Raw genomic sequence first — 24,880 nt, forward strand, 5'->3', positions numbered from 1 at the left:
GGCGCGAGAGCGGGGTCTCGGGATCAGGCGGTGGCGTCCTCGCGCTTCGGGAGGACCCAGCCGGCGCGGGGGAAGTGACACGTGTAGCCGTTCGGGTACTTGATCAGGTAGTCCTGGTGCTCGGGCTCGGCCTCCCAGAACGGACCGGCGGGCTCGATCGTCGTGACGGCCTTCGCCGGCCACAGGCCGGAGGCGTCGACATCGGCGATCGTGTCGCGGGCGACCTGCTCCTGCTCGGGGGTGAGCGGGAAGATCGCCGACCGGTAGCTCGACCCGATGTCGTTGCCCTGCCGGTTCAACGTCGACGGGTCGTGGATCTGGAAGAAGAACGCCAGGATGTCGCGATAGGTGGTCGCACTCGGGTCGAACACGATCTCCACGGCCTCCGCGTGACCGGGGTGGTTGCGGTAGGTCGCGTGGTCGTTCTCGCCGCCGGTGTAGCCCACGCGGGTGTCGATGACGCCGGGCTGGCGGCGGATGAGGTCTTCCATGCCCCAGAAGCAGCCGCCCGCGAGGACGGCCGTCTCGGTCCCGGGGGTGCGGGTGATGGTTCCGGTGTCGGTCATGACTGCTCCTCAGAGGTGTGGGTGGTGAAGAGGGGGCTGTAGCGACCGTACCCCTCCTTCTCGAGATCCTTCGCCGGGATGAAGCGGAGGGCCGCCGAGTTCATGCAGTAGCGGAGGCCGCCCTCGGCGCGGGGTCCGTCGTCGAAGACGTGTCCCAGGTGGCTGTCGGCTCCGGAGGACCGCGCCTCGGTGCGGGTCATCCACAGGGTGCGGTCTGTCTTCGTGGTCACGGCCTCGGCATCGATCGGACGGGTGAAGCTCGGCCAGCCGGTACCGCTGTCGTACTTGTCCTTCGAGGAGAACAGCGGCTGGCCGGAGACGACGTCGACGTAGATGCCGTCGTCGTGCGTGTTCCAGTAGGCGTTGCGGAAGGGCGGCTCGGTGGCGTCCTGCTGCGTGACCTCGTACTGCAGGTTCGTGAGACCGCTGACGGCCTCGGGGGTCCTGCCGTAGTCGTTCGACATGAGTGGCTCCTTGTCCGACGCCGCTGGCTGCGGCGTCATAGAGGAGAACCACGCGGGCGCGGCTTTTGGTCCCGCGGGGCTGGGAGCGGGCTGGGAGTTTTCCCACTCGATAGAGTTGCCTCCGCACCACACACCACCCGAGGGGAACTGCCATGTCCGTTGGACTGCTCGCCGTCGTCGACGACATCCTGAGCGCCGCGATGAAGGCGTCGGCGAAGGCTGCGGGAGTCGTCATCGACGACGCCGCCGTGACGCCGCAGTACGTGCAGGGCATCACGCCGGCCCGCGAACTCCCCGTGGTCGGCAAGATCGCCCTCGGGTCGCTGGTGAACAAGTTCGTCATCATCATCCCCATCGCGCTGCTGCTCACCGCCTTCGCGCCATGGGTACTGCCCTATCTGCTGATCCTCGGCGGCTCGTACCTGTGCTTCGAGGGGGCGGAGAAGGTGCTCGAGTGGTTCGGGGTGCAGCACGGTCACGCGGACGAGGGCGCCCGCGACGAGAGGAAGCTCGTGCTCGGCGCCGTCCGCACCGACCTCATCCTCTCGACCGAGATCATGCTCATCTCCCTCGCCAGCCTCGACAAGGGACTCGGCATCTGGTCCACCCTGGCGATCCTCGCGGTGATCGCGCTGGTCATGACCGTCGCGGTGTACGGCGCCGTGGCGCTCCTGGTGAAGATCGACGACATCGGCCTGAAGATGGCGAAGAACCCCGTGCAGCGCGTGCGGCACGCCGGCACGCGTATCGTCCGGTCGATGCCCGCGGTCTTCCGCTTCATCAGCGTGCTCGGCACCGTCGCGATGCTCTGGGTCGGCGGGCACCTCGTCCTCATCAACCTCGGCGAGGTCGGGCTGCACGCGCCGGCCGACGTGCTCCATGCGGTCGAGCACGCGCTGGAGCCCCTCGGCGGCTTCGTGGTCTGGGTGGTCGACACCATCATCTCCGCCATCGCCGGTCTCATCTGGGGTCTCGTGATCGTCGGCGCCGTCCTCGGCATCGCGAAGGTCTTCGGCAAGAAGCCGAGCTTCCACGAGGGCGAGGCCTCCCCCGCCGACATCCACGTCTGACGATGACCGCCGTGCACCTCAGGGCCGCCGAGAGCGACGACCTCGACACGATCACCGAGATCCACAACCACGCCGTCGTGCACACGACCGCGATCTGGAACGAGGTGGCGGTGGATCGCGCCGACCGGGAAGCCTGGCTCGCCGACCGGATCGCGCGCGGCTACCCCGTGATCGTCGCCGCCGACGACAGCGGGGTCGTGGGCTATGCGTCCTACGCCCAGTGGCGCCCGCACAGCGGCTACCGCCTGACCGTCGAGCACTCCGTCTACGTGCGCGGCGATCAGCGCGGGCGCGGCATCGGCACGCTCCTCATGACTGAGCTCATCGCCCGGGCTCGGGCAGCCGGGATGCACGTGATGATCGGCGGGGTGGAGAGCGGCAACACCGCCTCCATCGCCCTGCACGAGCGCCTCGGGTTCCGGGAGGTGGGCCGCATGCCGCAGGTCGGTGCGAAGTTCGGCCGCTGGCTCGACCTCAGCATGCTGCAGCTCGTGCTCGACGACCGCCCCACCCCCGACGCGGCGCTCTAGCGATGGGCTTCCTGCAGTGGCTCGTCGACGCCTTCTCCTCGTCCTGGGTGCTGCCGGGAGGCCAGACCCTCCTGGTGCGTGAGGTCGTCGGGAACGCGTTCGGACTCGCGAGCGCCCTCGGGGGCATGCGGCGCAAGGTCTGGGCGTGGCCGGTCGGCATCGTCGGCAACGTCCTGCTGCTGACGGTGTTCCTCGGTTCCGCGCTGAGCCCCGACCCGTCGCTCCCGCATCTCCTCGGTCAGGCCGGGCGGCAGATCATGTTCATCGCCGTCGCGATCTACGGCTGGATCCGCTGGCGGAATGCCGACGGCGGTCGCATCGTGCCGCGGTGGGCGCCGACCGGTGCCCGCGTCGGTCTGGTCGTGGTCCTCGTCGTCGGAACCGTGGCGCTCACCCCCCTGTTCCGCGCCCTCGGTTCGTGGGAACCGGTCTGGGCCGACGCCTGGACCTTCGTCGGGTCACTGCTCGCGACGTACGGCATGGCCAAGGGCTGGACCGAGTTCTGGCTCATCTGGATCGCCGTGGACGTGGTGGGGGTGCCGCTGCTGTTCAGCTCCGGCTACTACGCGACCGGCCTCATGTACGTGTTCTACGGCGTCTTCACCGCGATCGGGTTCGTGATCTGGTGGCGGGCGCAACGGCAGGCTGCCCGTCCGATCGAGATCCTCCCGCCCGACCCGAGCCCCCGCCGTCCGGACGACGAGGCCTGACCGGCGTCGCGATTGTTTCGGTGCGTGTCGCCGTCGCTCGCCCCGATGCCGCCCGGTCCCGTTTCATGGGGGCATGACCCGGCAGATCCGTTTCAACGCCTTCGACATGAACTGCGTCGCCCATCAGTCGTCCGGCCTGTGGCGGCATCCCGACGACCGGTCGCGCCAGTACAACACGATCTCGTACTGGACCGACCTGGCGAAGCTGCTGGAAAGCGCAACCTTCGACGGCATCTTCATCGCCGACGTCCTGGGCACCTACGACGTCTACGGCGGCACGAACGAGGCCGCCATCCGCAACGGCGCCCAGGTGCCGGTGAACGACCCGATCCTCCTGGTCAGCGCGATGGCCGCGGTGACCGAGCATCTGGGATTCGGCGTCACCGCCGGCACGGCCTTCGAGCACCCCTACCCGTTCGCGCGGCGTCTGAGCACTCTGGACCACCTCACCCAGGGCCGCGTCGGCTGGAACGTCGTGACCGGCTATCTGCCCAGCGCCGCCCGGAACATGGGGCAGGAGGACCAGCTCGCGCATGACGACCGCTACGACCACGCGGACGAGTACGTCGAGGTGCTCTACAAGCTCTGGGAGGGGTCGTGGGAGGACGACGCGGTGGTGGAGGACCGCGAGCGCGGCATCTTCACAGACCCGTCGAAGGTGCACCCGATCCGGCACGAGGGGAAGCACTTCTCCGTGCCCGGCATCCACATCTCGGAGCCGTCGCCCCAGCGCACTCCGGTGATCTACCAGGCCGGCGCCAGCCCGCGCGGAGTGCGGTTCGCGGCGGAGAACGCCGAGGCCATCTTCGTCGCGGCGCCGTCGAAGGAGGTGCTCGCCGGCACCGTGAAGCGCATCCGCGACGCTCTCGAGGCGGCGGGGCGCGACCGGTACGACGCCCGGATCTACACCCTGCTCACTGTCATCACCGCCGCGACGAGCGAGGAGGCGGCCTCGAAGCACGCCGAGTACCTCTCCTACGCGAGCCCGGAGGGGGCGCTCACCTTCATGTCGGGGTGGATGGGCGTCGACCTGTCGCAGTACGCCGAGGACGAGCCGGTGGGGAACGTCGAGTCGAACGCGATCCAGTCGGTGCTGCAGCACCTGAAGGAGGAGGCCGACCTCGGGCGCGAGTGGACGGTGGGCGACTTCGGTCGCCACAACGCGATCGGCGGGCTCGGCCCGACGATCGTCGGCTCCGGGGTCGAGATCGCCGACGAGCTGCAGTCGTGGGTCGCGGAGACCGACATCGACGGCTTCAACCTCGCGTACGCCGTCACCCCCGGCACCTGGCAGGACGTCATCGAGCACGTCATCCCGGTGCTGCGCGAGCGCGGCGCCTACCCCGAGGAGTACGTGCCCGGCACGCTCCGCCACAAGCTGCACGGCCGCGGCGACCGGGTCCAGCCCACGCACCGCGCCGCCCAGTACCGCCTCTGACCCCGTTCGAATCGCCCGCTGTGCTGCAAATCCGGCCGGTGTGGCGCAAAGTGGGCGATTCGAAGGCCGATCAGTCGGCGTCGCGGGTGAAGAGGCTCCGCAGCACGAGGAAGACCACCACGGCGACGACCGCGACGATGGCGAGCTTCGCGATGAACCAGAGCACCGAGAACAGCGCGCTGACGATCCACCACGCGATCACGACGGCGAGGATGACGCCGAGGACGGTCCAGATGTTCTTGGTCATGCCTCCAGCCTACGGAGTCGCGGCGGCCGGGATCTCCTCCAGCGACCGGTAGACAGGCAGTCCGCGCTCGTGGGCGATGGCGACATCCTGGTCCGCGCCCGTCGAAGCCCCCGGAAGGCGCAGCACCGCATCGCAGTGCTGGAGGAGGCGGTGCGCGGTCTCGTACATCACGTCGCCGGTCTCCACTTCGGCCGCGTCGAGGGTGCGGAGGCTGGGCAGAGCGGCCCATTCCCCGATCATCGGCACGTGGCCGAGGCGGAAGATCGGACCGGACGCCTCCTCCAGACGCGCGAGATTGCGGGCGATCAGGGTGGGGTCGCCGTTGGTGCCGGAACGGTAGGGGCCGGCGATCAGGATCAGGAGTGGCTTCATCATGGAGATGACTGTAATCTGAATCATGCATAAACGTGCAACTTCGTGAGGAAACGTATGCTCGCTGCTCAGCGCAAAGACCACCTGCTCGCCGTGCTCGCCCGCGAGGGACGGGTCGTGGCGAAGGCTGCGGCCGATGACCTCGGAGTATCGGAAGACGCCATCCGCCGCGACCTCCGCGAGCTCGCCGAGGAGGGCAGGCTCCAGCGCGTGTACGGCGGCGCGCTGCCCATCGCCGCGGCCGATCGCCCGGTGCGCGAGCGCCACGACCTGGCGACCGAGAGCAAGGAGCGGGTCGCCCGCCAGGCCGTCACGACCATCCGCCCCGGATCGACGATCGTGCTGGATGCCGGAACCACCACGCTCGCGATGGCGCGACTGCTGCCCTCCGGCACCGGCGTCACGGTCATCACCCCGAGTCCCGCCGTCGCCCTGGCCGTCGCCGAGCACTCGGATGCGCGCGTGATCATGATCGGCGGCGAGCTCGCCCGGCACTCTCTCGTCGCCGGAGGGGGACTCGCGATGGAGGCGATCCAGCACCTCGCTGCCGACGTGTTCTTCGTCGGGGTCACGGGTGTCGACCCGCGTCACGGCCTCACGACGGGCGAGCTCGACGATGCCGTCACCAAGCGAGCGATCGCCTCCCGATGTGCCGCGACGATCGTGCTCGCGAGCGACGAGAAGATCGGCGCCGCCTCGCGCTACCCGGTGCTGCCGTTCGAGGCGGTCGCCGCGGTCATCACCGACCCCCTCGACGAGAATCCGCTGATCCCCGAGGTCCTGGCGCAGATCCCGGCGGGGGCGTGAGCGAGGATCCCTCCTCCGCGAGGCGTTCCGCGAGCAGGGCGTGCAGGTGACCTGCCGCCGCGAGAAGCGCCACGCTACGGCGCGTGAGGTCAGCCAGCCGCTCCGCGAGGATGCGCTGCACGTCTTCGGTGTCACCATGCGCGCGCACCTCGTCGATGATCCGGGATACCGCGGGGATGCCGTAGCCGCCCGAGCGCAGGGCGGCGGCGATCCGCGCCTCGGTGATCGCGAGGGAGTCATAGGAGCGGACCGATCCCGCGCGACGAAGGGGGCGCACGAGCCCTTCTCGCTCCCAGTGCCGAAGTGCGGAGGAGCGGACGCCGAGCGCCTGGGCGAGTTCGCCGATGGCCATCGCATCGTCCTCGACGAACGGATCGTCGGCCTCCGCCACGGCGTCCTCGAGTCCGCGCAGGGCCGCGCGCACCCGTGAGCGTTCGAGGGCGACGTCCGCGTGCAGGGCGTCGATCCGCTCCGCCGCGTGCTCGACCGATCCGCCGATGAGAGCCGGCATCAGTCGACGCGCGGGCACCGGACCGAGCGCCGCCGCCAACGCGCGATAGGCACGCAGCGCCAGGGCATGCGGCGTCCGATACCGCCGGTACCCGTTCGCGCCGCGCTCCGCGGCGGGGAGGATTCCGAGGCGCTCAAGGTCGCGCACCTGCTGCGTCGAGTAGTCGACCAGCCGGCCGAGCGCCGCCGTCGTCATCACCTGCTCTTGAGGGTTCTGCACACTGCTCCTCGTCTTTCCGGTCCTTGAGTCCACATAAGCACATCAGCCTCAGCATTGAAGGATGGAAATGCAGGAGATCATCGCAGAGGTCCGTTCGTTCGACGGCGTGCTCGTCATCGCCCCGGAGGCGGGCAGCGACTTCCCCGAACTGTCATGGGGAGACGCGTACTTCTACCACGCGCCCGACGGCCGGATGCCGGAGCGCACTCAGCCGTACGGGACGATCATCACGAAGGACTATCCCGACGACACGTCCTCCGCGCTGGACGCTCCAGGGCGCTTCCGGGTGAACATCCACGTCGGACACGCGCGCGCGGAGTCGATCATCGCGGCGGCGTCTCTCACAGGCGACGGCAACGACCCGACGGCGGTCGACGTCTTCCGCCCTCACCCCCTGTACGGCCACGCCGGCTGGGTGTGCGTGATCGACCCCGCAGAGGCGACGGAGGGTGCCGTGCTCGCCCTCCTCCGCGAGGCGCACGAGGCGGCACGTGCGCGCACCGGACGACGGGCGAGATGAGTCCCGTGTCGACTCCTCAGGGCATGACCGAGTCCGACCGTCGCATCGTCGCGGTGTGGGCGGCCGACTGCGCCGAGCGCGTGATCCCGCTGTTCGAGAGGGAGGCCCCGGACGACGTCCGTGCGCGTGATGCCATCGCCAGGACGCGCGCCTTCGCCCGTGGCGAGCTCACGGCTGCGGGCGAGATCCGTCGTCGCTTCGTCGCGGGCAGGGCTGCCCGCAGCGCCGTGACACCTGCCGGCACCGCGGCCGCTCGCTCCGCGGCACAGGCCGCCGGGGTCGCGCACATGGGTGCGCATGCTCTCGGGGCAGCCGCCTACGCCGCGCGAGCTGTCGAGCTGGCACACCCGGACGCCCCCGACGTCCGCGTCGCAGAGGTGCGCTGGCAACTCACGCACCTCTCCCCCGAGGCCGCTGCGGCCCTGCGCACCCTCCCGCCCCTGGGCACCGACCCCGCCGGCCCGCTCGGCCCCGGGCTCCTCTCCTCCGGCCCCCTCGGCGAGGTGATCCGCGACCTGCAGGCACACCTCTCGTCCGCCGTCGATTGAGTCCCTCTTCGAATCGCGCAACTGGCTGTATCTGAGCCGCAGATGGAACCAGTTGCGCGATTCGAAAGCGGTCCGACGGCTTCAGCCCCGATTCAGCGTCGACCCGCCACACTGGGGGGATGCGGATCCTGGTGGTGGACGACGAGGTGCGTCTGGCCGAAGGCGTGCGCCGCGGACTCGAGGCGGAGGGCTTCGCGGTCGACGTCGCCCACAACGGCGTCGACGGCCTGTGGCGGGCCCGCGAGACCCGGTACGACGCCATCGTGCTCGACCTGATGATGCCCGGCATGAGCGGGTGGAAGGTCTGCGAGGCCCTGCGCGCCGAGGAGAACTGGACCCCCGTGCTGATGCTCACCGCCAAGGACGGCGAGTGGGATCAGGTGGAGGCGCTGGAGAGCGGCGCCGACGACTACGTCACCAAGCCCTTCTCGTTCGCGATCCTCGTGGCCCGACTCCGGGCACTCGTGCGGCGCGGCGCCGTGGCGCGACCGACGATCCTCGAGGCCGGCGACCTGCGACTGGATCCCGCGGGACACCACGTCTGGCGCGGCGAGGCCCCGATCACCCTGACGGCGCGCGAGTTCGCTGTGCTCGAGCACCTGATGCGGCACCGGGGGCAGGTGCTGTCGAAGCGCGACCTGCTGGCCGGCGTCTGGGACGACGACTTCGACGGCGACCCGAACATCGTCGAGGTCTACGTCGGCCACCTCCGCCGCAAGGTCGACAAGCCGTTCGGGCGCGAGGCGATCGAGACCATCCGCGGTGCGGGCTACCGGCTGGCGGCGAACGGTGGCTAGGCGGCTCTGGCGGTCGGTCCGCGGCCGGACGACCCTGGGTGCCACCCTGGTCGTCGCGGTCGCGCTGCTCCTCGGTGCCTTCTCCTTCTACGGGGTGCTGAGCGCGAGCATCCACGGCAGCACCGAACGCGCGGCGGAGCAGCGGCTGGAGGAGCTCGTCAGCCGGTTCGACGGTCCGGGCCGGCGTGGCCCCGACCAGCTCGACGACGACCTCGTGCAGCTGCTCGGACGAGACGGATCGGTGCGGGCGTCCAGCGAGGAGGCTGCCGATGCGCTCGGCGCCACCCCGCTGCCCGTGGGCGACGATCCGCAGGTGGTCCGCATCGACGGGGAACCCATGGTCGTGGTGTCCGACGACGTCGAGGGCGACCAGACCCTCGTCCTCGCGGTGCCGATGGACGAGGACGCGGAGACCCTGGCCACCGTGGCGACGCTGCTCGTGATCGCCGTCCCCGCGCTGCTGCTGCTCGTGGCCGTCACGACCTGGCTCGTCACGGGGCGCGCGCTGCGCCCGGTCACACGCATCCGCCAGGAGGTCGAGGGCATCACCGCCGAGCGCCTCGATCACCGGGTGCCGGTTCCCGACACGGCGGATGAGATCCACTCCCTCGCCGTGACGATGAACGGGATGCTCGACCGGCTCGACGCGGCGGCGACCGCGCAGCGCCGCTTCGTCTCCGACGCCTCGCACGAACTGCGGTCTCCCCTGGCGACGATCCGTCAGCACGCGGAGCTCGCCCAGGCGCACCCGGAGGTGACGAGCATCGACGAGCTCGCCGAGGTGGTGGCCGAGGAGGGGCTGCGGCTGCAGGGCATCGTGGAGTCGCTGCTGCTCCTCGCCCGCCTCGACGAGGGTGTCACCGGGAGCACCGAACCGGTCGACCTGGACGACCTGGCCCTCGCGGAGGTGCGTCGGCTGCGGGCTGCCGGGCTCGACGTCGACGGGTCCGGCATCCGCGCGGCCCGCACTGCCGGCGATCCCCGCCTGCTGGGCCAGCTGCTGCGGAACCTCGCGGACAACGCCGCCCGGCACAGCAACGGCCGCGTGGCGATCGGGGTGGAGTCACGGCCGCCGCACGTCGTCCTCACGGTCGAAGATGACGGCGCCGGCATCCCGCCGGAGGAGCGGGACCGCATCTTCGAGCGCTTCGTCCGGCTCGACGAGGCCCGCAGCCGCGACGCGGGAGGCAGCGGGCTCGGTCTCGCGATCGCCCAGGGTATCGCCACCGCCGCCCACGGCGCGATCGCGGTGGACGCCTCCCGGTGGGGCGGCGCCCGCTTCACCGTCACCCTCCCCTCGGCCGGCCCTCTCTCCTGACCCCGCCCCCGGGCACAGCTTCGGAGATCGCCCACGACACCCCGGCCATGACCTCCTCCCGGACGGCGTGTCGTCGCCGAGCTCCGAAATCGTGCCCGGGATATCGGTTCCTGAACGGGGCTTCAGGAGGCTTCAGGGTGGCTTCAGCGGCGTCGGGAGACCATCGAGACATGAACGACAAGACTCCTGCTTCCGACCAGAACCCCACGCCGGACGAGAACCGCGCCTCCGGACCGGACTCGGCATCCGCCGTCCCGAACGCGGGCCAGGACCACACCGCAGGACAGGGCTCCCCCGCCGGCCCCGGCACGAACGCGAACGCCGACGACCCGACGGTGCCGGTCGCGCCGACCACCGATCCTGCCGCGACGCCGAACGGCGCGCCGGAGGCACCGGCCGCCGCAGCGACCCCCACCAAGCCCGGACGCAAGCGCGCGCTCCTCATCGGCGGCGGGATCGCGGCCGCGGTGCTGCTCGCCGGCGGAGGCGTGGCAGTGGGCGCCGCGATCGGCGACGAGTTCGGTGACGACGACGACCGTCCCGCCATGGAGGGCCCCCGACACGAGGGCGATCACGGCCCGCGCGGAGACCACCGCGGCGACGACGACGCGCGCCCGAGCGGAGACCGGGGCGACCGCGGTCCGGTGACCGGCATCGGCACCGACGACGTCGACGAGCTCCTCGCGATCGCCGCCGCCGCCCAGGACGCCGCGGAGGGCGAGGTCACCTCGATCGACGCGAAGCGCGACGGGACGTGGGAGGTGCAGCTCACCACGTCCGCTGGGGACGAGACCGAGGTGCGCGTCGACGACGAGCTCGCCGCGACCGTGGTGTCGACAGACGCTGCGGACGGCGACGACCAGGGTCCGACTCTCACGCTCGACGAGGAGACCATCCGCACGCTCGTCGATGCCGCTCTCGCCGAGGCCGAGGGGATGATCACCGACCTCGACGTGGACTCCGACGACGTGAGCCCCTACGACGCCTCCGTCCTGACGACGGACAACCGCTCGATCGACATCTCCTTCGATGCCTCGTTCGCGGTCGTGGGCACCGACATCGACGAGTGACGGTCGGCCCGACGGCTAGCATGCAAGGATGACGAACTCCGATCCGATCGACGAAGTCTCCATCGGCGGCGAGGTCATCCGCCTCGGGCAGTTCCTCAAGTTCGCGGGCCTGCTCGATTCGGGCGGCGACGCGAAAGAGGTCATCATCGACGGCTGCGTCACCGTGAACGGCGACGTGGACCGGCGCCGCGGGCGTCAGCTCCGCGATGGCGATGTGGTGACCTTCGAGGGCCGGGCGGTGCGCGTCCGGCCCTGACTCGGCACCGCGGAGCCGTCCTCCTCCTGGCCCCGATTCCGCGCCTCGCTCACGAGCACGGCGGTCACCCCGGCCCCGCACAGCGCGAACCCGCCGAGCGTGATCGCGGTGAGGGGCTCGCCGAGCAGCAGCGCCCCGCCGATCGCGGTCGCCGGGGCGACGAGGAAGAGCAGGGCCTGCAGCGCGGTGATGCCGACCCGGCGCAGCAGCCACCAGTACAGTCCGTAGGCGCCGAGCGTCGGGAAGACCGCGGTCAGGACCACGGCGATCCAGAACGACGGTCGAGCCGGCGGCACGAGTGCCCCGGCGAGCGCGCCGATGACGAGGAGCAGCACGGCGGTCACGCTCACGTGGATGGTCAGGGTCAGCAGCACCCCCGTGCGCACGGCCGTCCGCCGCTGCACCAGCGTGCCGATCACGAGGCAGACCATCGCCGTCGCCGGAAGCAGGTAGGCGACGAGCGGCGCGCGGCCGGCGCCGAACTGCGACTGGACGACGAGCAGCACCCCCACCGCCCCGATCACCAGCCCCGCGACCTGAGCGCCGCGTACGCGGAGGCCTAGCACCGGACCGACCAGCACGGCGACGAGCAGCGGCTGGACGGCATCGATCAGCGCGACGGTGCCGGTGGCGATGCCTGCGGCGACGGCGGCGTACACAGCGGCGCAGTATCCGAACTGGGCGAGCGATCCGACGAGCGCCTGGACGCCGAGTTCGCGACCGGTCATCCCCCTCGCCGCACCGGACACCGCGACGAGGACCACGAGCACGACGGCGAGCGGCGTGAACCGCCAGACCAGGAGCGTCAGCGGGTCGACGTCCGTGGTGGCGACCGCGGGGATGAGGAATCCCGAGCTCCACGTGAGGACGAAAGCCACCGCGGCACCGACGGTGAGGAGGCGCCCGAGTATACCGATCTGTTTACTCATCCGCCCACTATACAGGTTGGTATACTCGGCGCATGTCGATCCCCGCCCCGGAACTCCCCCCGTTGACCCCGGGAGCACGCCGTGTGCTCGATGCCGCCTCCGACCTCTTCTACGAGCGCGGCATCCACGCCATCGGAGTCGACACCATCGCCGCGGCCGCCGGCGTCACGAAGAAGACGCTGTACGACCGCTTCGGATCGAAGGAAGCGCTCGTCGTGTCGTACCTGCAGCACCGGGACGCCCGCTGGCGCGATCACGTCGCGGCCCACCTCACACGGGTGCCGGAGCCGGGGCCTGCCCGTGTGCTCGCGATCTTCGACGCAGCCCTAGCCTGGGTGCCCGACAACAGCACCAAGGGATGCAGCGCCATCAACGCGCGTGCCGAGATCGACGGCCCCGGGGATGCCCCGCTGGTGCTCGCCGAGGCCCGTCGCGAGAAGGAGTGGCTGCTCGCGGTCTTCGCAGAGCTCTGCGATGAGGCGGGCTTCCGCGATCCGGAACGGCTCGCGGAGACGCTCATGCTCCTCTATGAAGGAGCCATCGTCACCGTCGGCATGGGGACGTTCACCGAACCGTTCGTCACCGCTCGCGACAGTGCACGGCGGATCCTGGAGTCCACACCGTCCGACGCGTCCTAGACGTCGGTCGTCGGCAAGGACGCGCGCGGCGGCAGCACAGCGCGCACCGTGACCACGAGAAGGGCCACGAGCAGCACGACCATCGTCACGTCCGCGACGATGTAGGCGTAGTGCGCGCCGTCGGTTCCCGGAGCCTCCTGCCCTGCGATGACGAGATCGCTGCGCCGATTGAGGATCGGGCGGATGACGATCACCTCGACGAGGAACACCAGCCACAGCCCGCCGAGCAGCAGCGCCGAGGGACGTCCGGCCCTGGCGCGGATGCTGACCGCGGTCAACACGAGGAGCACCGCTCCCGCGAGGACATTGAGGGCGGTGAAGACGAGGCGACCGATGCCGAGCCCCAGCGGGATCGTGATTCCGGGAGCCAGGAACTTCAACGGCGCCTCCAGGAATGAGATCGCGACGATCGCCCCGAGCAGGAATGCGGGCAGGAGCAGGCGCAGCGCAGTCACCGTGCGTCCACCCGTCATGGCCTCAGGGTAACCGGACCGGTTGCCGCCGTCGCCAGGCCTGGCCGTGGAAATCGACCCCTCATCCGGCATCCGGGGGATGATGGGTAACATGCCACGTACTACCGACGCCTACCGCGGGCTCATGCAGAGCAGTCGGCTGCGGGTTCTCGCCGCTGTGATGGACTCTCCCGGAATCGGGCTCGCCGAGCTCTCCCTCCGGATGGGCCTCCACGTGAACACCCTGCGCGACCACCTTCGCGTGCTCGAAGGCGAGGGCCTCGCCCGGTCCGAGGTGGAGCACACCGGTCGTCGCGGACGGCCGCGGCTGCGCTTCTCCCCCGTGTTGCCGAGCGAGCCGAATGAGATCGAGGAGCGGCGGGTCCAGGAGGCGATCCGTCACGGCGACCTCATGCGCGCGGTGCTCCCGGCGACGCGATCCGGGCTCCCGGAGGCCGCGACGCATCAGCTCGATGCGCTGTTCCACCACCTCGACGACGTGGGCCTACAGCCGGACATCGACGAGAAGGCGATGACCGTCGACCTCTCCCCCTGCCGCTTCCACACGCTGCTGACCGATGACCAGACCGTGGTCTGCCGGGTGCACGAGGAACTCATGAAGTCGGTGCTGGCGAGAGCGGGCGGCCCCGTGGAGATCGAACGCGTGATCCCGTTCACCAGTGCGCACTCCTGCCACGTCCGGCTCAGCCTCCGCGAGGAGTCGGCGTCCGACGTGGGACGCTGACGCCGCGGCTCAGTGTAGGTTCCCGGTCGAGGTGGCAGCCGATACCCGGAATTCCACGGTAGTTGGCACTGGTTTCAGCTCCGGGATTCCACGAAAGGTGGCGGATTCCTACGCCCCTCACCAGCATGCGCGATTATCTCTGCGTCATGCTGCACACGGTGATCGGAGCATGGCGCTACCGCCACATATCAAAGGCCCTCGGACCGTGCAGCGGCCTTCGCGTCTATGCGCCGCTGGGTCAGCTCACGTGAGAACGGATCGTGGAGGTGCTGATCGATGTTGAGAGGCACGTTCGACGCGGCGAGCAATTCGTCCTCCACAATCCACGGCGCGGGGTCACGCACCCAGCTCACTCGCGCATGCCGTTGCATCCACCCGGTGAGCACCGCCTCGCCAGTCCCCCAGTGGACCCGTCCTGCGTGTAGCGCGAGCGTCAGGCCAAGATCGTCCGCGAGCAGAATGCCGAGCGAGAGGCGCAACGTGCTCCACGACGCGTCCCGCTTCGCGTGCGAACGGAGCCGCGAGCGGACGTTCCCGGTACTGGCTTTGCCCGCGGCGGTCGGCTTCCGCGGCGAGATGCCGGTGTACAGCAGGTCAAATCCGTCCGTGGTCGCATACTCACGTGCGGGCACCCTTAACGCACCCGGCGTGAACCACCAAGCGTAGATGCCGCCTTCTTTCGGCGCCGTCCCGACGTCGAACACTCTGGTCAGTTCTCGTGGGTTGAGAATGCGCTCGGCGGAGAATGAAAGGCCTGGCATGGCATCAGCGTATCGGCGGCGTCACTCGCGGGGCGTGAGCGACAGAATGGGCAGCGACTCGAAGGCTGCGTCGAGCAGGGCGTTCGTTCCGCCAATCAGGTCGATATCTTCCACCGGTAGAACTCCAGGCCGCTCGTCCGGCGCATGCACCCCGGCGAAGTACCGGCCCATCTCCACTGCGTCGGTAGTCACGAGCGCCTCGAGGAAATCCACGCCGACGAACGCGGAAGGCACGGTCGTTACCGGCAGGGACTCGCGTACCTCCGGTCCGTTCGCCATCACGAAGTTGCCGAGGGTGACGACAAGTGCCACGACCGGTCGGTCGGTGGGGATGTCAACGAGTTCGGCGTGCCCTGCGCCAAGAGCCTGGACCGTCTTACTGATTTGGTCGAGCGGCTTCGCGAGACGCGCGTGAACCTGCTCGACAGTGCCGAACCCTTCCTGGAGATTGCGAGCGGGGGTCATCGCCTTGCACTCGATGAGCAGCACAACGTCGGGCAGTACGACGAACCAATCAATGGTCTTCACACGGCTCCGCCGGGGGCCGTACGAGAGTTCGGGAATGACAACCGCACCGGCAATCTGCCGGAGCTGCCTGCCGACATACTGCTCGAACAACTGACCAGAGTCACGCCGGAAGGCCTCGCCCCATTTGCTGGTGCCCTCGTGAACGATTCCGAGTGTTGAGGCTCGCACCTCGATAGCGGGAAAGCACGGTGCGACGAAGTGGTCCGCGATGCCATCGATGAGTGGCGCGCTGAACAGCGGGTTGAAGGCGAAAGGCTCGCGAAGGAACTGCTGGGCGATCGTGCCGCCGAAGCGCTCGACGTGAGTTCGTCGCCGTGCCCGGTAGTCTCCGACCGTCATGGTGAACCCTTGCCGAACAACACGGTCGAAGTCCTCTGAGCCTCCTAGCGCTTCGAGGGCCGGTTCAAGCTCGGGATCCCACTCGAACGGGTAGTTGCTCCCCTGAAGCAGCGCGGCGTGGAGAGCGAACCCGACCGACACCCACTGCTCCACGGAGCAGCCAAGCAGTTCCTCTTGCCAGCCCGATGTCATTGCCTCGGGAACGTAGCCCTCCTGAAACTCCGTGTCGCGGAAGAGCGCGACAGCGCGCGCCCAATGCATCCCTGCGTCGGGCGCTTGGAAGGGTATCTGCGAGTAGATGAGGCGCAGGACCATCGCGAACCCTGACCCCGGCTCCCCGAGGCCTGGATGTTCAAGGTTGAGGAACATCCAGCACATCCGTCCGAGTTCGTCGGGTGTCGGCGCGCCGCCTCCCGCCGTGCCCCATTGCAGGAATGTTGCCGCGACTCCGGCGATGTCCCATGGGAGGAAGGGCTTTACTCGTCCGCGTTCATCTGTGGGCTGGCCGTCCCACGCTCTCGACACGACGCTGAGCATCTGGAGCGTCGCATCGCGGTCGAACCGTCGGCAGAACGCCCGCAGGTCTTGATACCGAGTAGCGCCTTCGATGGCGGGGGTGGTCACGAGTCATTCCGAGTTGGCAGCTCGGAGGGGATCAGCGCCGCATCGTCAGGGTGGAAGTACAGCTCATACTCGGCGTTGTGGATCGTCCGCGCGTTCAACCGCTTCGCCCAAGTGTCGTCTCCTTCGACCTCGCTGTCGAAGGCTCCGTTGAGGAGAGCTTCTGTTTCGCCCACCGACTGAGACGGGTAAACAGCACCGAGAACCAGCGCGGTTGTTCGGCTTAGCGGCAACGAAATGCATGGGGCGTTCTGAAAGCCCCATTCCCCTCGCTCGTCGTGAGCGTCGTTGAGACTCACGGGCACGTCAGAGGTGATGAGCGACGGAGTGCCGAAGCGAACGAGCCTCCAGTAGCGGCTAAGGAAGAGGTTCATCGCGGTATCGGATCCATCCGCAATCCGCTGCGCGTGGTACAGCGCGTCGATGTCCACGAGAGACCTTCCGGCACCGACCTCTGAGTCCCACGCGTCGCGAGCGCGTTCATCCGTCAACGGCATTCCGTGGTTTGCGAACCACTTCCCTGCGCCATACTCCTCAACGAGTCGCGTCTCTCGTTCGACCATGTCGTCCTGCAACGATTGCATACGCCGCCGCTGTTCGGGGCCGCGGAGCGCTTGAAGCGCGATGTAGGCGCCGAGCGCGACGCGGTCGTCGAGCGACAACGGCCAAGCCTCGCCCTTCTTACCGTTCACGATCCTGTCGATGACCCGCTTGCCTGGGTCTTCCACCGAGCCGAACGCCTTCTCGACGGCACTAGGGTCTTGGGCGTAGGAATTGACGGCGTAGAAGCCTCGCTTCATCGCGGTGACACCGACACCTCCCCGCGCGCGGCGGCCCGTGGCGATGGTCACGACACGAACCTCCCCCGCAGCCGCCCAACGACGCAGGTAACTCTGTGGAACGAAGTGGTGCTTGTCCCCGTCTGGGTGGCTCATGAGATCAAGTGTGGCGCTTCGGGTCCGCGGTCGCCATATTCCAACGGTCCGCCCGCCCGAGGCACAAGGCGTCCGACTGATTCCCAGCATCGGGCAGAGCTCTCCCACCCGTGTCCTATCAGCGGAACGGAGTAGAGCTCTTCTCTATCGGAACATTTGGGTATCCATGGAACTCGAGGAACTCAGCCAGGGAATCTACCGACTCATCGCCGAGCGGGCTCGGTCCGATGTGCACGGCCCGAATCGGCAACCTCGACGCTGGCTTCGTCAAGAAACGGTCGTTGATCGCGTGCTGATTGCCACGCTCCGGAGCGGAGACCTCAATATAAGGCGTGAGCCCGAATCGGGTAGTCCGGTGTTTTACGAACTTCCATCTTGGATGCACCTCGAAAACCATTCGCGCTTCGCGTTCATCTTCGAACGCGGGATGCTTCAGCTGGAGCAGGTCTATCCCGGCGAGATTCGTCCACGGAAGCAACGCGTCTGCCAGCGCGTCCGGACGTCTGGCCGCGAGCTTCGCAATCCGCTCGACCCGTGAACGCGCGGTCGAAGGATCATACTGCACAGGCGCCCACGCTTGAACCTCAACGCGGACAGCGTCCGGATCCTCGCCATAGATAGGTCGGCCGTCCTCGTCCTCATCAACCACGTGGCGACCCCATCCTTGCGGGGGCGACGGATGCTCGCCGATATCCGACTGCGCAACGGGCAGGAGTTCAATCTGCGCATCCAGTTCAATCGCATATGGAACTGCCGAGCCGTAGCCTCTCCAGACGGTGAGCAGGTCGGGCTGGTGCGCACCGCAGAGCAGGAACGCTTCCAGGTTGCTGCGTTCGGCGAACCTCATGAGCTTGTCGAAGCGTTCCGCTTGCTCGGAATGAAGGCCTAGACGAACCTCTGCAGCAGCCGCTCTGAGGACGTTCGTTGCGTACTTCGGCTCCTCTGAGTCATTCATGAAGCGGTGAGAGCTCGCCCACAGCACACTCTTCGTTACGATACTGTGCAGTCCATCTGCCGTCGTGTAGTGCCACACTGAGGTCAGTTCGCTCACGCTTCCCCTCCCAACGCGACTCGGTGACTGCTCACGCCTGCTTGTCCTTCAGGAACTCATACAACATCGCCGGCAGCGCCTTGCTCAGCTCCGCGAACAGCCCACTGTCGCTGAGCATGTCGTCGACAAGAAGGGGCGTCTCATCCCGGACCTCGATGACGGCCTTGGCGAACGCCTTCGGCAGCGCGGGCGACTCCGCGAACTGCTGCGGAGTGTTCACCTCCGCCTGCCGGGCGAGGTCGTAGTCGACGGCGAGCTTGCCCATGATGTGGGTCACGGTCAGGTCCACGGCGCCGATGCCGTACTTGTCGCCGAAGCGCTCGTTGAGCTTGCCGATGATCTCCTCGAGGGCGCTGCGGTGCTTCTCGTGAATCGCACCGGAACCGATCGCGGTGATCGGATCGAGTCCCGGACCCTGCTCCAGGTTGAGCTTTACGGGCTCCCCGGGCGCAATGCTGTACTCCGTGAGCTGCACCTTCGAAATATCGACCGGTTCCTCATACGTCGCCGTCGACAACTGCGGGAGGATGCGCCGCAAGAAGTAGTGCCGCCGAGGCAGGTCGGTGTCCTCGAGGTTCCGCGCCTGCGAGATGAAGTCGTAGAACTTCACGTACTGGCCCGCGTCACTCTTGAACAACTTGAGCTCATCCTGCTCCGCGGCGTCCCCGTCGGTGACCGCGTTGAACCACCGCTTGGAGAACCGATCGACCGCCGGTGCAGTTGCCGCGCTCACCGCGCTATTCGCGTTCACTCCACCAGCCAAGGCGGAATCGAATGCCTGCGCGACCTCGGCCATCGTGTAGATGCCAGCACCGTCGAGCTTCGTGACTAAGTCGTAGATCAGGTTGGGGTCGGTCGTCGCCGTCAGCGTCGCCTTGCGGTAGTAGTCCTTGAACGCATCGAGGATCTCGAGCGGCTCGTTGACGAAGTCGAGCACGAACGTCTTGTCTTTGCCCGGGTATGTGCGGTTGAGCCTCGACAGCGTCTGCACGGCCTGCACGCCGCCGAGCTTGCGATCGACATACATCGCCACCAGGCGCGGCTGGTCGAATCCGGTCTGGAACTTCTCCGCGACGATCATCACGTTGTACGTCGACGGCTTAAACGCCGCCGCCAGATCTGACGTCCACAGGCCCGGGTTTTGCGTCTTCTCCGTCAGCCCCTCGCCGACATCCTCGGGATCTTCGACAGTGCCGGAGAACGCGACGAGCGCCTTCACGCCCTGAATGTGCGAGTCCGACAGGTACGTGTCGAGGTACTTCTTCCAGCGCACCGCCTCCTTGCGGGAGCCGGTGACCACCATCGCCTTCGCCTTGCCGTCCAGCAGCGGCTGCGCGAAAGCCCGGAAGTGATCGACGACGATCTTCGCCTTCTGGCTGATGTTCGTCGGGTGCAGCCGCACGTACTGCACGAGCGCCTTCACCGCTGTTGACTCGTCGACCTCACCCGGCCCGTCGTAGTCCGCTCCCGGATGCTGCAGTTGCCACGCGACCTTGTAGGGGGTGTAGTTCTGCAGCACGTCAAGGATGAAGCCTTCCTCGATCGCCTGCTGCATCGAGTACAGGTCGAACGGCTCCGGCGTCTCGGCCCCATCAGGAATCCGACCGAACAGCTCCAGCGTCTTTGCCTTCGGTGTCGCGGTGAACGCAAAGTACGAGATGTTGGATGCGTTAGCGGTGACCTCCATCGCCCACTGCAGGTACGCCTCCGAATCGATCGGAGCGCCCTCCGCGACGGCAGCCTGCTCCTGAGGTGACAGCACCTTTGTGAGCGCGCCCGCCGTCGAGCCTGTCTGCGACGAGTGAGCCTCGTCCGCGATCACCGCGAACCGGCGGCCCTGCAGTTCCGGCTTTGACTGGATCGCAGCGATCAGCGCCTCGAACGTCTGGATCGTCACAATGACGATCTGCTTGCCACCCGACAGCGCGGCCGCAAGCTCCGTCGACTTCGACTCCCCGCTCTCGCGGGTGATCGACTGCACCACGCCGGCGTGCTTCTCGAACTGGCCGATCGCGTCTTGCAGCTGCTTATCGAGCACCGTGCGGTCGGTCACGACCACGACTGTGTCGAACACTTTCTCGTTCTGCTCGTCATGCAGTTGAGATAGCCGGTGAGCGAGCCACGCGATCGAGTTCGTCTTCCCTGAGCCGGCGGAGTGCTGCACAAGGTAGCGACTACCCGCACCCTCCGTACGTGCTGCCCCCACGAGCCTGTTGACCGCTCGCCACTGGTGGTAGCGCGGGAACAGGATCTTCTCACTGCGCGTCTTCTTGCCCGTGTCGGGGTCGACATCGACCTCGACTTGCAGGTGGACGAACGACCCGAGCACCTGCAGCCAGGCATCCCGCTGCAGCAGCTCTTCCCAGAAGTAGGAGGATGCCGAGCCTGCGGGGTTAGGCGGGTTCCCCGCACCCTGGTCATATCCCTGATTGAACGGAAGGAAGCGAGTGCCAGCGCCGGCGAGCTTCGTCGCCATCCGCACCTCATTGTTCGACACGACGAAGTGCACGAGCGACCGCTTCGCGAACGCGAACAGCGGCTCGCCCGCCGGGCTGCGATCAAATCGGTATTGCGCGACCGCGTTACTGATCGGCTGTGTGAAGTCGGTCTTCAGCTCGATCGTCGCTACCGGGATGCCATTGACGAACAGCACCAGGTCGAGCGCCTTGTTCGGATGCTTCGCCGAGTAATGCACCTGTCGCATCACCCGCACGCGCATCTTCGCGTAGTCGGCAACGGTTTCGGGGTTGTTCGATGTCGCCGGCCGGAACTGCGCCATGCGGAACTTCACTGCTCCACCGTGCAGCGGCACCATCGAGAAACCCTCATGAAGAATGCGGATCGTACCGCCGTTCTTCATCGGGTCGTTGTCGAGAGACTTCGCCAGGCGCGTCAGGATGCTCCGGGATGCCGCTTCGCGCTGCGCCTCGGTGTCATCGGGCCGCACGACCTTCGCGAACTCGATCGGCTGCGACTCCGCGAGCCAGCCAAGGACATCGTCCGGGAACACCGCGAGCTCGCGGTCATACCCGGCACCGGTCGGTGAGTACAGCCACCCGTTCGCGGCCAGATGGTCTGCAATCTCGTTCTCGAGCACCGACTCGAGGTGCGCCCCCGCGAATCCCGTCATGCTGGCTCCCTCAGGTCGATCTTCCCAGTAACGGCTGCGGAGATCAGGGCGGCACGGCGCTCCCGCGCAAGTTGGACTCCACGGCGCGCGGTTCCAATTGCGGCGTCAGTCTCTCCCGACCTGCGCTCGAGGTAATCAGAGATGACGCGCTGCTCTTGGTATGGCGGTACTGCGACGTATTCATTGAAGTAGGCCGATTGGTCCAGATTCTGGATCCCGGTCGACTGCTTGAGCGACTTCTCCGTGATTCTGAGCCTGTACAACGCGCCGTGAACGTAGGTCCAGAACGTCGGGTCCATGCCCTCGCGCAGCTGCACCCGGGCGACGAAGTTGGAACAAACTGCAGGCTCATCTCGGTCATACAAAACGACGAAGCCGACCGGCGACTTGTCACCTCCGCCCGATTTCTCGAGTAGCAGGTCACCGTTCCGCAAGACCCGGCCAGCCCTCTCGGACGCACTCAGCTTCCGAAGAGTGTGTGCGCGATCATGAATGCGCTGCCTGGGCCGATCGAAATCGGCCACTCGCACACAGCGGAGGTCCTCTGCACCACCCTCTGGTTCAGAGCCCCAGACTCCATTCCTCGCACGAGCAATCGTGGAGGCCAGCCGCTGAACCGACCAGTGCACAGGAATAGCTCCCAGCCACTCCACACCACTTGCCTTCATCGACGCCGCGGCGTCGATGCCCCGAGTAACGGCCTCAGCGATAACGGCAGCGCGGCGCTCGGAGAGGATGGCGATGAGTTCCTCGTTCTTCGCGATGTACGCGTCGATCTGCGCCGTCTCCCGGTCCAGATAGTCTGCAATTGCGCGCTGCTCTTCGACGGGAGGTCTTGGCACCTGAATCGACCCTATGTGCTGGAGGTTTAGCCCGTCGCGAAGGTCACCGCCAGCGAGCCCGCGGATGTTCAGGTAGTTGGACGCGAGCCAGTATTGAAGAAAGCGGTAGTCAAGCGAGGCTCCTGGGACGATGGCTGCCAGCGACTGATTCAGCGTGCTATCGATTTCGAGGCGTGCAGCCATCCCCTTCGTCTTGCCCTGTCCCGCAAGAGCCACAAGCACAGACCCCTTCGGCGCCCATCGCGTCGCACCGTTGGCCAACGCCTCCCGAGCGATGAGCTCTGACGGCTTCGAGATTGCCCAGTCATTCACCGACCCGGAGTTCAGCCATGGAACTGTGCCGTCAGACCAGTAGTCGGCGTTCTTTCGGTCGGGGGTGCCGCCGGCAAAAATTCTTGCCAGCATCTTCAGGTTGACGACGTCCCATGTGGGCGGAATATCCGGCGCCCATTCGAGCATCGCTCGGGAGATCTCGTCGCTCACCGCTCGACCTCGACGAGCATCGCCCGGAGTTGGTCCATGACCGCCTCGAGATCCCGATCGATCTCGTCGAGCGATCGAGGCGGCACGTATTTGTAGAAGTGGCGAGTGAACGGAATCTCCGCGCCCTCCTTGGTCTTGGCGTGATCGATCCAGGCATCCGGCGCGTACGGTAGCACCTCACGTCGAACGTATTCGTCGACGTCTTCTTCCCACGGGACGTTCTCAGTGTTCCGTAGCGAAGCGTCCGGCTCAGAGCTTCGCTTTGCATCCAGGCACACGTCGGCGGTGTCGTCCTGCTCGCTGAGTTCGGTTGTGACGGTCTTCAGCAGTGGCCCGGTGATCGCGATGCCCTCGGCCTTCGCGGCATCTTTCAGCGACTTGTGGAACACGGCGCGGTTCTTCCACACCGCGTCGTCGCCCAGAGACTCGAGCACGCGACGCAACGCAACAGCATCCGCCTCACTCAGCTTCTGCACCGCCTTCGCCGCGAACACCGTGTCGATACGCTCAGGGGTGGCCTGCCAGTTAAGCTTTAGCGGGCGCTCGACCGTGATGGTGCGATAGAGGAAGTCCTCGTTACGGAAGATCTTTGAGTGCTCGCCGTCCTCGAACCCGGCATATAGACCAACGATGGTCTCGATGTTCTTTTCGGACAGTTCGTTGCGCTTCGAACCGAGGCCCTTGCTCAGCTTTTTCTTCATCTCGCGGCCATCGATGAGCTGCACGCAGCCCTTGCGCTCGTCGGTCTTGCGGTTGCTGAGCACCCAGATGTACGTGGAGATGCCAGTGTTGTAGAAGATGTCCTTGGGCAGAGCGATGATCGCCTCGACGAGGTCGTTGTCGAGCAGCCACTTGCGAATGTTCGACTCGCCACCGCCGGCACCGCCAGAGAACAGCGGCGAGCCGTTCAGCACGATTGCGACGCGCGATCCGCCGTCTTCCTTCTTGCGCATCTTCGACACCAAGTGCAGCAAGAACAGCATCGCGCCGTCGCTGACCGCGGGCGTACCCGGTCCGAAGCGCCCGTTGAAGCCGAGCTTGGCGTGTTCCGCATCGACGTAGGCGCGCTGGTCTTTCCAGTCGACGCCGAATGGTGGGTTGGAGAGCCCGTAGTCGAACTTCTTGTCGTCGAAGGCGTCCTCGGTGAGGGTATCGCCGAGGACGATGTTGTCGACATCCTGGCCCTTGATGACCATGTCGGCCTTGCAGATTGCGTAGGAGGCGTCGTTGTAATCCTGCCCATAAAGGCTCAGCTGGACGCCGGGGTTCATCCGGCGCAGGTACTCGTCTGCGACGGAAAGCATGCCGCCGGTGCCGGCGGTCGGGTCGTAGATGGAACGGACGACTCCCGGCTTCGAGAGTGCGTCATCGTCGAGCGCGAAGATCAGCTGCACCATGAGCGCGATGACCTCGCGCGGTGTGTAGTGATCGCCGGCGGTTTCGTTCGATCGCTCGTTCGCCCACCGGATGAGCTCCTCGAAGATCAGCCCCATGTCGATGTTGCTGACGACGTTCGGGTGGAAGTCCGCCTGCGCGAACTTCTCGGTCACGGCGTAGAGCTTGTTCTTCTCGGCCAGCTTGTTGAGCGTCTTGTCGAACTCGAAGCGCTCGAAGATGTCGCGGACATTCTCCGAAAACCCCGCGAGGTAGGCCGACAGGTTCGCGCGAAGATCCTGCGGGTCGGCGACGAGTTTCGCGAAGTCGAACGGGCTGGTGTTGTAGAACTGGTGGCCTGCTGCCTCGGTGAGTCGGAGGTGCCGCAGCATGTCGGGCATCAACTCCGTCGCCTTCGCGACGTTCAGCACCTTCGGCTTGGTCTCCGCGAGCACAGCATCCAGTCGCCGCAACACCGTGAACGGAAGAACAACCGATCCGTACTCCGCGGGCTTGAACGGGCCGCGCAGTGACTCCGCGATGTTCCAGATGAAGTTGACGTGATTGACCAACGGCGGGGACTCCTGACAGCTCAACGAGACCGGTCGG

Annotated in this window: 27 protein-coding genes; 13 read left to right on the plus strand and 14 right to left on the minus strand. The window is 67.2% G+C overall.

What is annotated here, in order from left to right; translation table 11 throughout:
* Positions 1 to 23: 23 nt before the first annotated feature.
* Together msrA and msrB are read right to left on the minus strand one after the other, a co-directional pair.
* Positions 24 to 566 (minus strand): peptide-methionine (S)-S-oxide reductase MsrA, encoded by a 543-nt coding sequence (gene msrA / locus AB0310_RS09560; RefSeq protein ID WP_268776906.1) that lies wholly within the window; start codon positions 564 to 566, stop codon positions 24 to 26.
* Positions 563 to 1,030, minus strand: a complete 468-nt coding sequence (msrB, locus tag AB0310_RS09565; RefSeq protein WP_268776905.1) for a peptide-methionine (R)-S-oxide reductase MsrB — start codon at positions 1,028 to 1,030, stop codon at positions 563 to 565. Before msrB ends, msrA begins: the two co-directional genes overlap by 4 nt.
* 152 nt (positions 1,031 to 1,182) lie before the next feature.
* On the opposite strand from msrB, the gene AB0310_RS09570 reads away from it, so the two are divergent.
* The 4 genes from AB0310_RS09570 (at position 1,183) to AB0310_RS09585 (ending at position 4,778) form a co-directional block, all read left to right on the plus strand.
* On the plus strand, positions 1,183 to 2,100 hold the full coding sequence (locus tag AB0310_RS09570) for a DUF808 domain-containing protein (protein WP_315636724.1): 918 nt from the start codon (positions 1,183 to 1,185) through the stop codon (positions 2,098 to 2,100).
* Between the two features lie 2 nt (positions 2,101 to 2,102).
* On the plus strand, positions 2,103 to 2,630 hold the full coding sequence (locus AB0310_RS09575) for a GNAT family N-acetyltransferase (protein WP_366237103.1): 528 nt from the start codon (positions 2,103 to 2,105) through the stop codon (positions 2,628 to 2,630).
* A 2-nt stretch (positions 2,631 to 2,632) separates the two neighbouring features.
* Positions 2,633 to 3,340 carry a nicotinamide riboside transporter PnuC gene (gene pnuC, locus AB0310_RS09580; protein ID WP_187662726.1) on the plus strand — a complete coding sequence of 236 codons (708 nt, stop codon included), beginning with the start codon at positions 2,633 to 2,635 and terminating at the stop codon, positions 3,338 to 3,340.
* A gap of 73 nt (positions 3,341 to 3,413) precedes the next feature.
* Entirely contained in the window at positions 3,414 to 4,778 is a 1,365-nt protein-coding gene (locus tag AB0310_RS09585; RefSeq protein ID WP_366237104.1) for an LLM class flavin-dependent oxidoreductase, read from the plus strand.
* Between the two features lie 70 nt (positions 4,779 to 4,848).
* On the opposite strand, the gene AB0310_RS09590 is transcribed toward AB0310_RS09585, so the two are convergent.
* Together AB0310_RS09590 and AB0310_RS09595 are read right to left on the minus strand one after the other, a co-directional pair.
* Positions 4,849 to 5,025 carry a hypothetical protein gene (locus AB0310_RS09590; RefSeq protein ID WP_025102796.1) on the minus strand — a complete coding sequence of 59 codons (177 nt, stop codon included), beginning with the start codon at positions 5,023 to 5,025 and terminating at the stop codon, positions 4,849 to 4,851.
* 9 nt (positions 5,026 to 5,034) lie between these two features.
* Positions 5,035 to 5,400 carry a DUF4406 domain-containing protein gene (locus AB0310_RS09595; protein WP_366237105.1) on the minus strand — a complete coding sequence of 122 codons (366 nt, stop codon included), beginning with the start codon at positions 5,398 to 5,400 and terminating at the stop codon, positions 5,035 to 5,037.
* 54 nt (positions 5,401 to 5,454) lie between these two features.
* Here AB0310_RS09595 and AB0310_RS09600 point away from each other — a divergent pair, with 54 nt between their 5' ends.
* A complete protein-coding gene (locus tag AB0310_RS09600; protein WP_187662729.1) occupies positions 5,455 to 6,204 on the plus strand; it encodes a DeoR/GlpR family DNA-binding transcription regulator in 750 nt (249 codons plus the stop codon).
* Here AB0310_RS09600 and AB0310_RS09605 read toward each other — a convergent pair.
* Complete coding sequence (locus tag AB0310_RS09605) at positions 6,137 to 6,934, minus strand: MerR family transcriptional regulator (RefSeq protein WP_366237106.1); 798 nt, start codon at positions 6,932 to 6,934, stop codon at positions 6,137 to 6,139. The two genes, AB0310_RS09600 and AB0310_RS09605, sit on opposite strands and share 68 nt — an antisense overlap.
* Before the next feature lie 61 nt (positions 6,935 to 6,995).
* Here AB0310_RS09605 and AB0310_RS09610 point away from each other — a divergent pair, with 61 nt between their 5' ends.
* The 6 genes from AB0310_RS09610 (at position 6,996) to AB0310_RS09635 (ending at position 11,443) form a co-directional block, all read left to right on the plus strand.
* On the plus strand, positions 6,996 to 7,454 hold the full coding sequence (locus AB0310_RS09610; RefSeq protein ID WP_366237107.1) for a DUF6194 family protein: 459 nt from the start codon (positions 6,996 to 6,998) through the stop codon (positions 7,452 to 7,454).
* Between the two features lie 23 nt (positions 7,455 to 7,477).
* The gene (locus tag AB0310_RS09615; RefSeq protein ID WP_366237108.1) at positions 7,478 to 8,002 is read left to right on the plus strand and encodes a putative immunity protein; all 525 of its coding nucleotides are present in this window, start codon (positions 7,478 to 7,480) and stop codon (positions 8,000 to 8,002) included.
* 119 nt (positions 8,003 to 8,121) lie between these two features.
* Positions 8,122 to 8,799: a response regulator transcription factor gene (locus AB0310_RS09620; RefSeq protein WP_187662732.1), complete on the plus strand. Its 678-nt coding sequence runs from the start codon at positions 8,122 to 8,124 to the stop codon at positions 8,797 to 8,799.
* Positions 8,792 to 10,117, plus strand: a complete 1,326-nt coding sequence (locus AB0310_RS09625) for a sensor histidine kinase (protein ID WP_366237109.1) — start codon at positions 8,792 to 8,794, stop codon at positions 10,115 to 10,117. Before AB0310_RS09620 ends, AB0310_RS09625 begins: the two co-directional genes overlap by 8 nt.
* Positions 10,118 to 10,287: 170 nt before the next feature.
* Positions 10,288 to 11,187: a hypothetical protein gene (locus AB0310_RS09630; RefSeq protein ID WP_232089130.1), complete on the plus strand. Its 900-nt coding sequence runs from the start codon at positions 10,288 to 10,290 to the stop codon at positions 11,185 to 11,187.
* 28 nt (positions 11,188 to 11,215) lie between these two features.
* The gene (locus AB0310_RS09635; protein WP_366237110.1) at positions 11,216 to 11,443 is read left to right on the plus strand and encodes an RNA-binding S4 domain-containing protein; all 228 of its coding nucleotides are present in this window, start codon (positions 11,216 to 11,218) and stop codon (positions 11,441 to 11,443) included.
* On the opposite strand, the gene AB0310_RS09640 is transcribed toward AB0310_RS09635, so the two are convergent.
* Positions 11,383 to 12,372, minus strand: coding sequence for a DMT family transporter (locus AB0310_RS09640; protein WP_187662735.1), 990 nt, complete (start codon positions 12,370 to 12,372; stop codon positions 11,383 to 11,385). The two genes, AB0310_RS09635 and AB0310_RS09640, sit on opposite strands and share 61 nt — an antisense overlap.
* Positions 12,373 to 12,404: 32 nt before the next feature.
* Here AB0310_RS09640 and AB0310_RS09645 point away from each other — a divergent pair, with 32 nt between their 5' ends.
* Positions 12,405 to 13,010, plus strand: a complete 606-nt coding sequence (locus tag AB0310_RS09645; RefSeq protein ID WP_366237111.1) for a TetR/AcrR family transcriptional regulator — start codon at positions 12,405 to 12,407, stop codon at positions 13,008 to 13,010.
* Here AB0310_RS09645 and AB0310_RS09650 read toward each other — a convergent pair.
* Positions 13,007 to 13,483 (minus strand): hypothetical protein, encoded by a 477-nt coding sequence (locus tag AB0310_RS09650; protein ID WP_366237112.1) that lies wholly within the window; start codon positions 13,481 to 13,483, stop codon positions 13,007 to 13,009. The two genes, AB0310_RS09645 and AB0310_RS09650, sit on opposite strands and share 4 nt — an antisense overlap.
* A 91-nt stretch (positions 13,484 to 13,574) precedes the next feature.
* On the opposite strand from AB0310_RS09650, the gene AB0310_RS09655 reads away from it, so the two are divergent.
* Positions 13,575 to 14,207 (plus strand): helix-turn-helix domain-containing protein, encoded by a 633-nt coding sequence (locus tag AB0310_RS09655; protein WP_366237113.1) that lies wholly within the window; start codon positions 13,575 to 13,577, stop codon positions 14,205 to 14,207.
* A 188-nt stretch (positions 14,208 to 14,395) separates the two neighbouring features.
* Here AB0310_RS09655 and AB0310_RS09660 read toward each other — a convergent pair whose 3' ends face one another.
* Genes AB0310_RS09660 through AB0310_RS09690 form a run of 7 tightly spaced genes read right to left on the minus strand, consistent with a single transcriptional unit; the run spans position 14,396 to position 24,843 of the window.
* Entirely contained in the window at positions 14,396 to 14,968 is a 573-nt protein-coding gene (locus AB0310_RS09660; protein ID WP_366237114.1) for a GIY-YIG nuclease family protein, read from the minus strand.
* A gap of 21 nt (positions 14,969 to 14,989) precedes the next feature.
* Positions 14,990 to 16,459 carry a nuclease-related domain-containing protein gene (locus AB0310_RS09665; RefSeq protein WP_366237115.1) on the minus strand — a complete coding sequence of 490 codons (1,470 nt, stop codon included), beginning with the start codon at positions 16,457 to 16,459 and terminating at the stop codon, positions 14,990 to 14,992.
* On the minus strand, positions 16,456 to 17,481 hold the full coding sequence (locus AB0310_RS09670) for a DUF4238 domain-containing protein (RefSeq protein WP_366237116.1): 1,026 nt from the start codon (positions 17,479 to 17,481) through the stop codon (positions 16,456 to 16,458). The genes AB0310_RS09665 and AB0310_RS09670 overlap by 4 nt, the downstream gene beginning before the upstream one ends.
* 28 nt (positions 17,482 to 17,509) lie before the next feature.
* A complete protein-coding gene (locus tag AB0310_RS09675) occupies positions 17,510 to 18,442 on the minus strand; it encodes a hypothetical protein (RefSeq protein ID WP_366237117.1) in 933 nt (310 codons plus the stop codon).
* 31 nt (positions 18,443 to 18,473) lie between these two features.
* Complete coding sequence (locus AB0310_RS09680) at positions 18,474 to 21,572, minus strand: type I restriction endonuclease subunit R (protein ID WP_366237118.1); 3,099 nt, start codon at positions 21,570 to 21,572, stop codon at positions 18,474 to 18,476.
* A complete protein-coding gene (locus AB0310_RS09685) occupies positions 21,569 to 22,897 on the minus strand; it encodes a restriction endonuclease subunit S (protein WP_366237119.1) in 1,329 nt (442 codons plus the stop codon). Before AB0310_RS09685 ends, AB0310_RS09680 begins: the two co-directional genes overlap by 4 nt.
* Entirely contained in the window at positions 22,894 to 24,843 is a 1,950-nt protein-coding gene (locus AB0310_RS09690; protein WP_366237120.1) for a type I restriction-modification system subunit M, read from the minus strand. Before AB0310_RS09690 ends, AB0310_RS09685 begins: the two co-directional genes overlap by 4 nt.
* Positions 24,844 to 24,880: the final 37 nt, after the last annotated feature.

Source organism: Microbacterium meiriae (assembly GCF_040702565.1).
In the GTDB taxonomy this organism is placed as follows: Bacteria; Actinomycetota; Actinomycetes; order Actinomycetales; family Microbacteriaceae; genus Microbacterium; species Microbacterium meiriae.

Bases quoted from the DNA above. Each gene is read 5' to 3' on its own strand.
- msrA (WP_268776906.1), bottom strand. From the start codon at position 566: ATGACCGACACCGGAACCATCACCCGCACCCCCGGGACCGAGACGGCC.
- msrB (WP_268776905.1), bottom strand. From the start codon at position 1,030: ATGTCGAACGACTACGGCAGGACCCCCGAGGCCGTCAGCGGTCTCACG.
- AB0310_RS09570 (WP_315636724.1), top strand. From the start codon at position 1,183: ATGTCCGTTGGACTGCTCGCCGTCGTCGACGACATCCTGAGCGCCGCG.
- AB0310_RS09575 (WP_366237103.1), top strand. From the start codon at position 2,103: ATGACCGCCGTGCACCTCAGGGCCGCCGAGAGCGACGACCTCGACACG.
- pnuC (WP_187662726.1), top strand. From the start codon at position 2,633: ATGGGCTTCCTGCAGTGGCTCGTCGACGCCTTCTCCTCGTCCTGGGTG.
- AB0310_RS09585 (WP_366237104.1), top strand. From the start codon at position 3,414: ATGACCCGGCAGATCCGTTTCAACGCCTTCGACATGAACTGCGTCGCC.
- AB0310_RS09590 (WP_025102796.1), bottom strand. From the start codon at position 5,025: ATGACCAAGAACATCTGGACCGTCCTCGGCGTCATCCTCGCCGTCGTG.
- AB0310_RS09595 (WP_366237105.1), bottom strand. From the start codon at position 5,400: ATGATGAAGCCACTCCTGATCCTGATCGCCGGCCCCTACCGTTCCGGC.
- AB0310_RS09600 (WP_187662729.1), top strand. From the start codon at position 5,455: ATGCTCGCTGCTCAGCGCAAAGACCACCTGCTCGCCGTGCTCGCCCGC.
- AB0310_RS09610 (WP_366237107.1), top strand. From the start codon at position 6,996: ATGGAAATGCAGGAGATCATCGCAGAGGTCCGTTCGTTCGACGGCGTG.
- AB0310_RS09615 (WP_366237108.1), top strand. From the start codon at position 7,478: ATGACCGAGTCCGACCGTCGCATCGTCGCGGTGTGGGCGGCCGACTGC.
- AB0310_RS09620 (WP_187662732.1), top strand. From the start codon at position 8,122: ATGCGGATCCTGGTGGTGGACGACGAGGTGCGTCTGGCCGAAGGCGTG.
- AB0310_RS09630 (WP_232089130.1), top strand. From the start codon at position 10,288: ATGAACGACAAGACTCCTGCTTCCGACCAGAACCCCACGCCGGACGAG.
- AB0310_RS09635 (WP_366237110.1), top strand. From the start codon at position 11,216: ATGACGAACTCCGATCCGATCGACGAAGTCTCCATCGGCGGCGAGGTC.
- AB0310_RS09640 (WP_187662735.1), bottom strand. From the start codon at position 12,372: ATGAGTAAACAGATCGGTATACTCGGGCGCCTCCTCACCGTCGGTGCC.
- AB0310_RS09645 (WP_366237111.1), top strand. From the start codon at position 12,405: ATGTCGATCCCCGCCCCGGAACTCCCCCCGTTGACCCCGGGAGCACGC.
- AB0310_RS09650 (WP_366237112.1), bottom strand. From the start codon at position 13,483: ATGACGGGTGGACGCACGGTGACTGCGCTGCGCCTGCTCCTGCCCGCA.
- AB0310_RS09655 (WP_366237113.1), top strand. From the start codon at position 13,575: ATGCCACGTACTACCGACGCCTACCGCGGGCTCATGCAGAGCAGTCGG.
- AB0310_RS09660 (WP_366237114.1), bottom strand. From the start codon at position 14,968: ATGCCAGGCCTTTCATTCTCCGCCGAGCGCATTCTCAACCCACGAGAA.
- AB0310_RS09670 (WP_366237116.1), bottom strand. From the start codon at position 17,481: ATGCTGGGAATCAGTCGGACGCCTTGTGCCTCGGGCGGGCGGACCGTT.
- AB0310_RS09680 (WP_366237118.1), bottom strand. From the start codon at position 21,572: ATGACGGGATTCGCGGGGGCGCACCTCGAGTCGGTGCTCGAGAACGAG.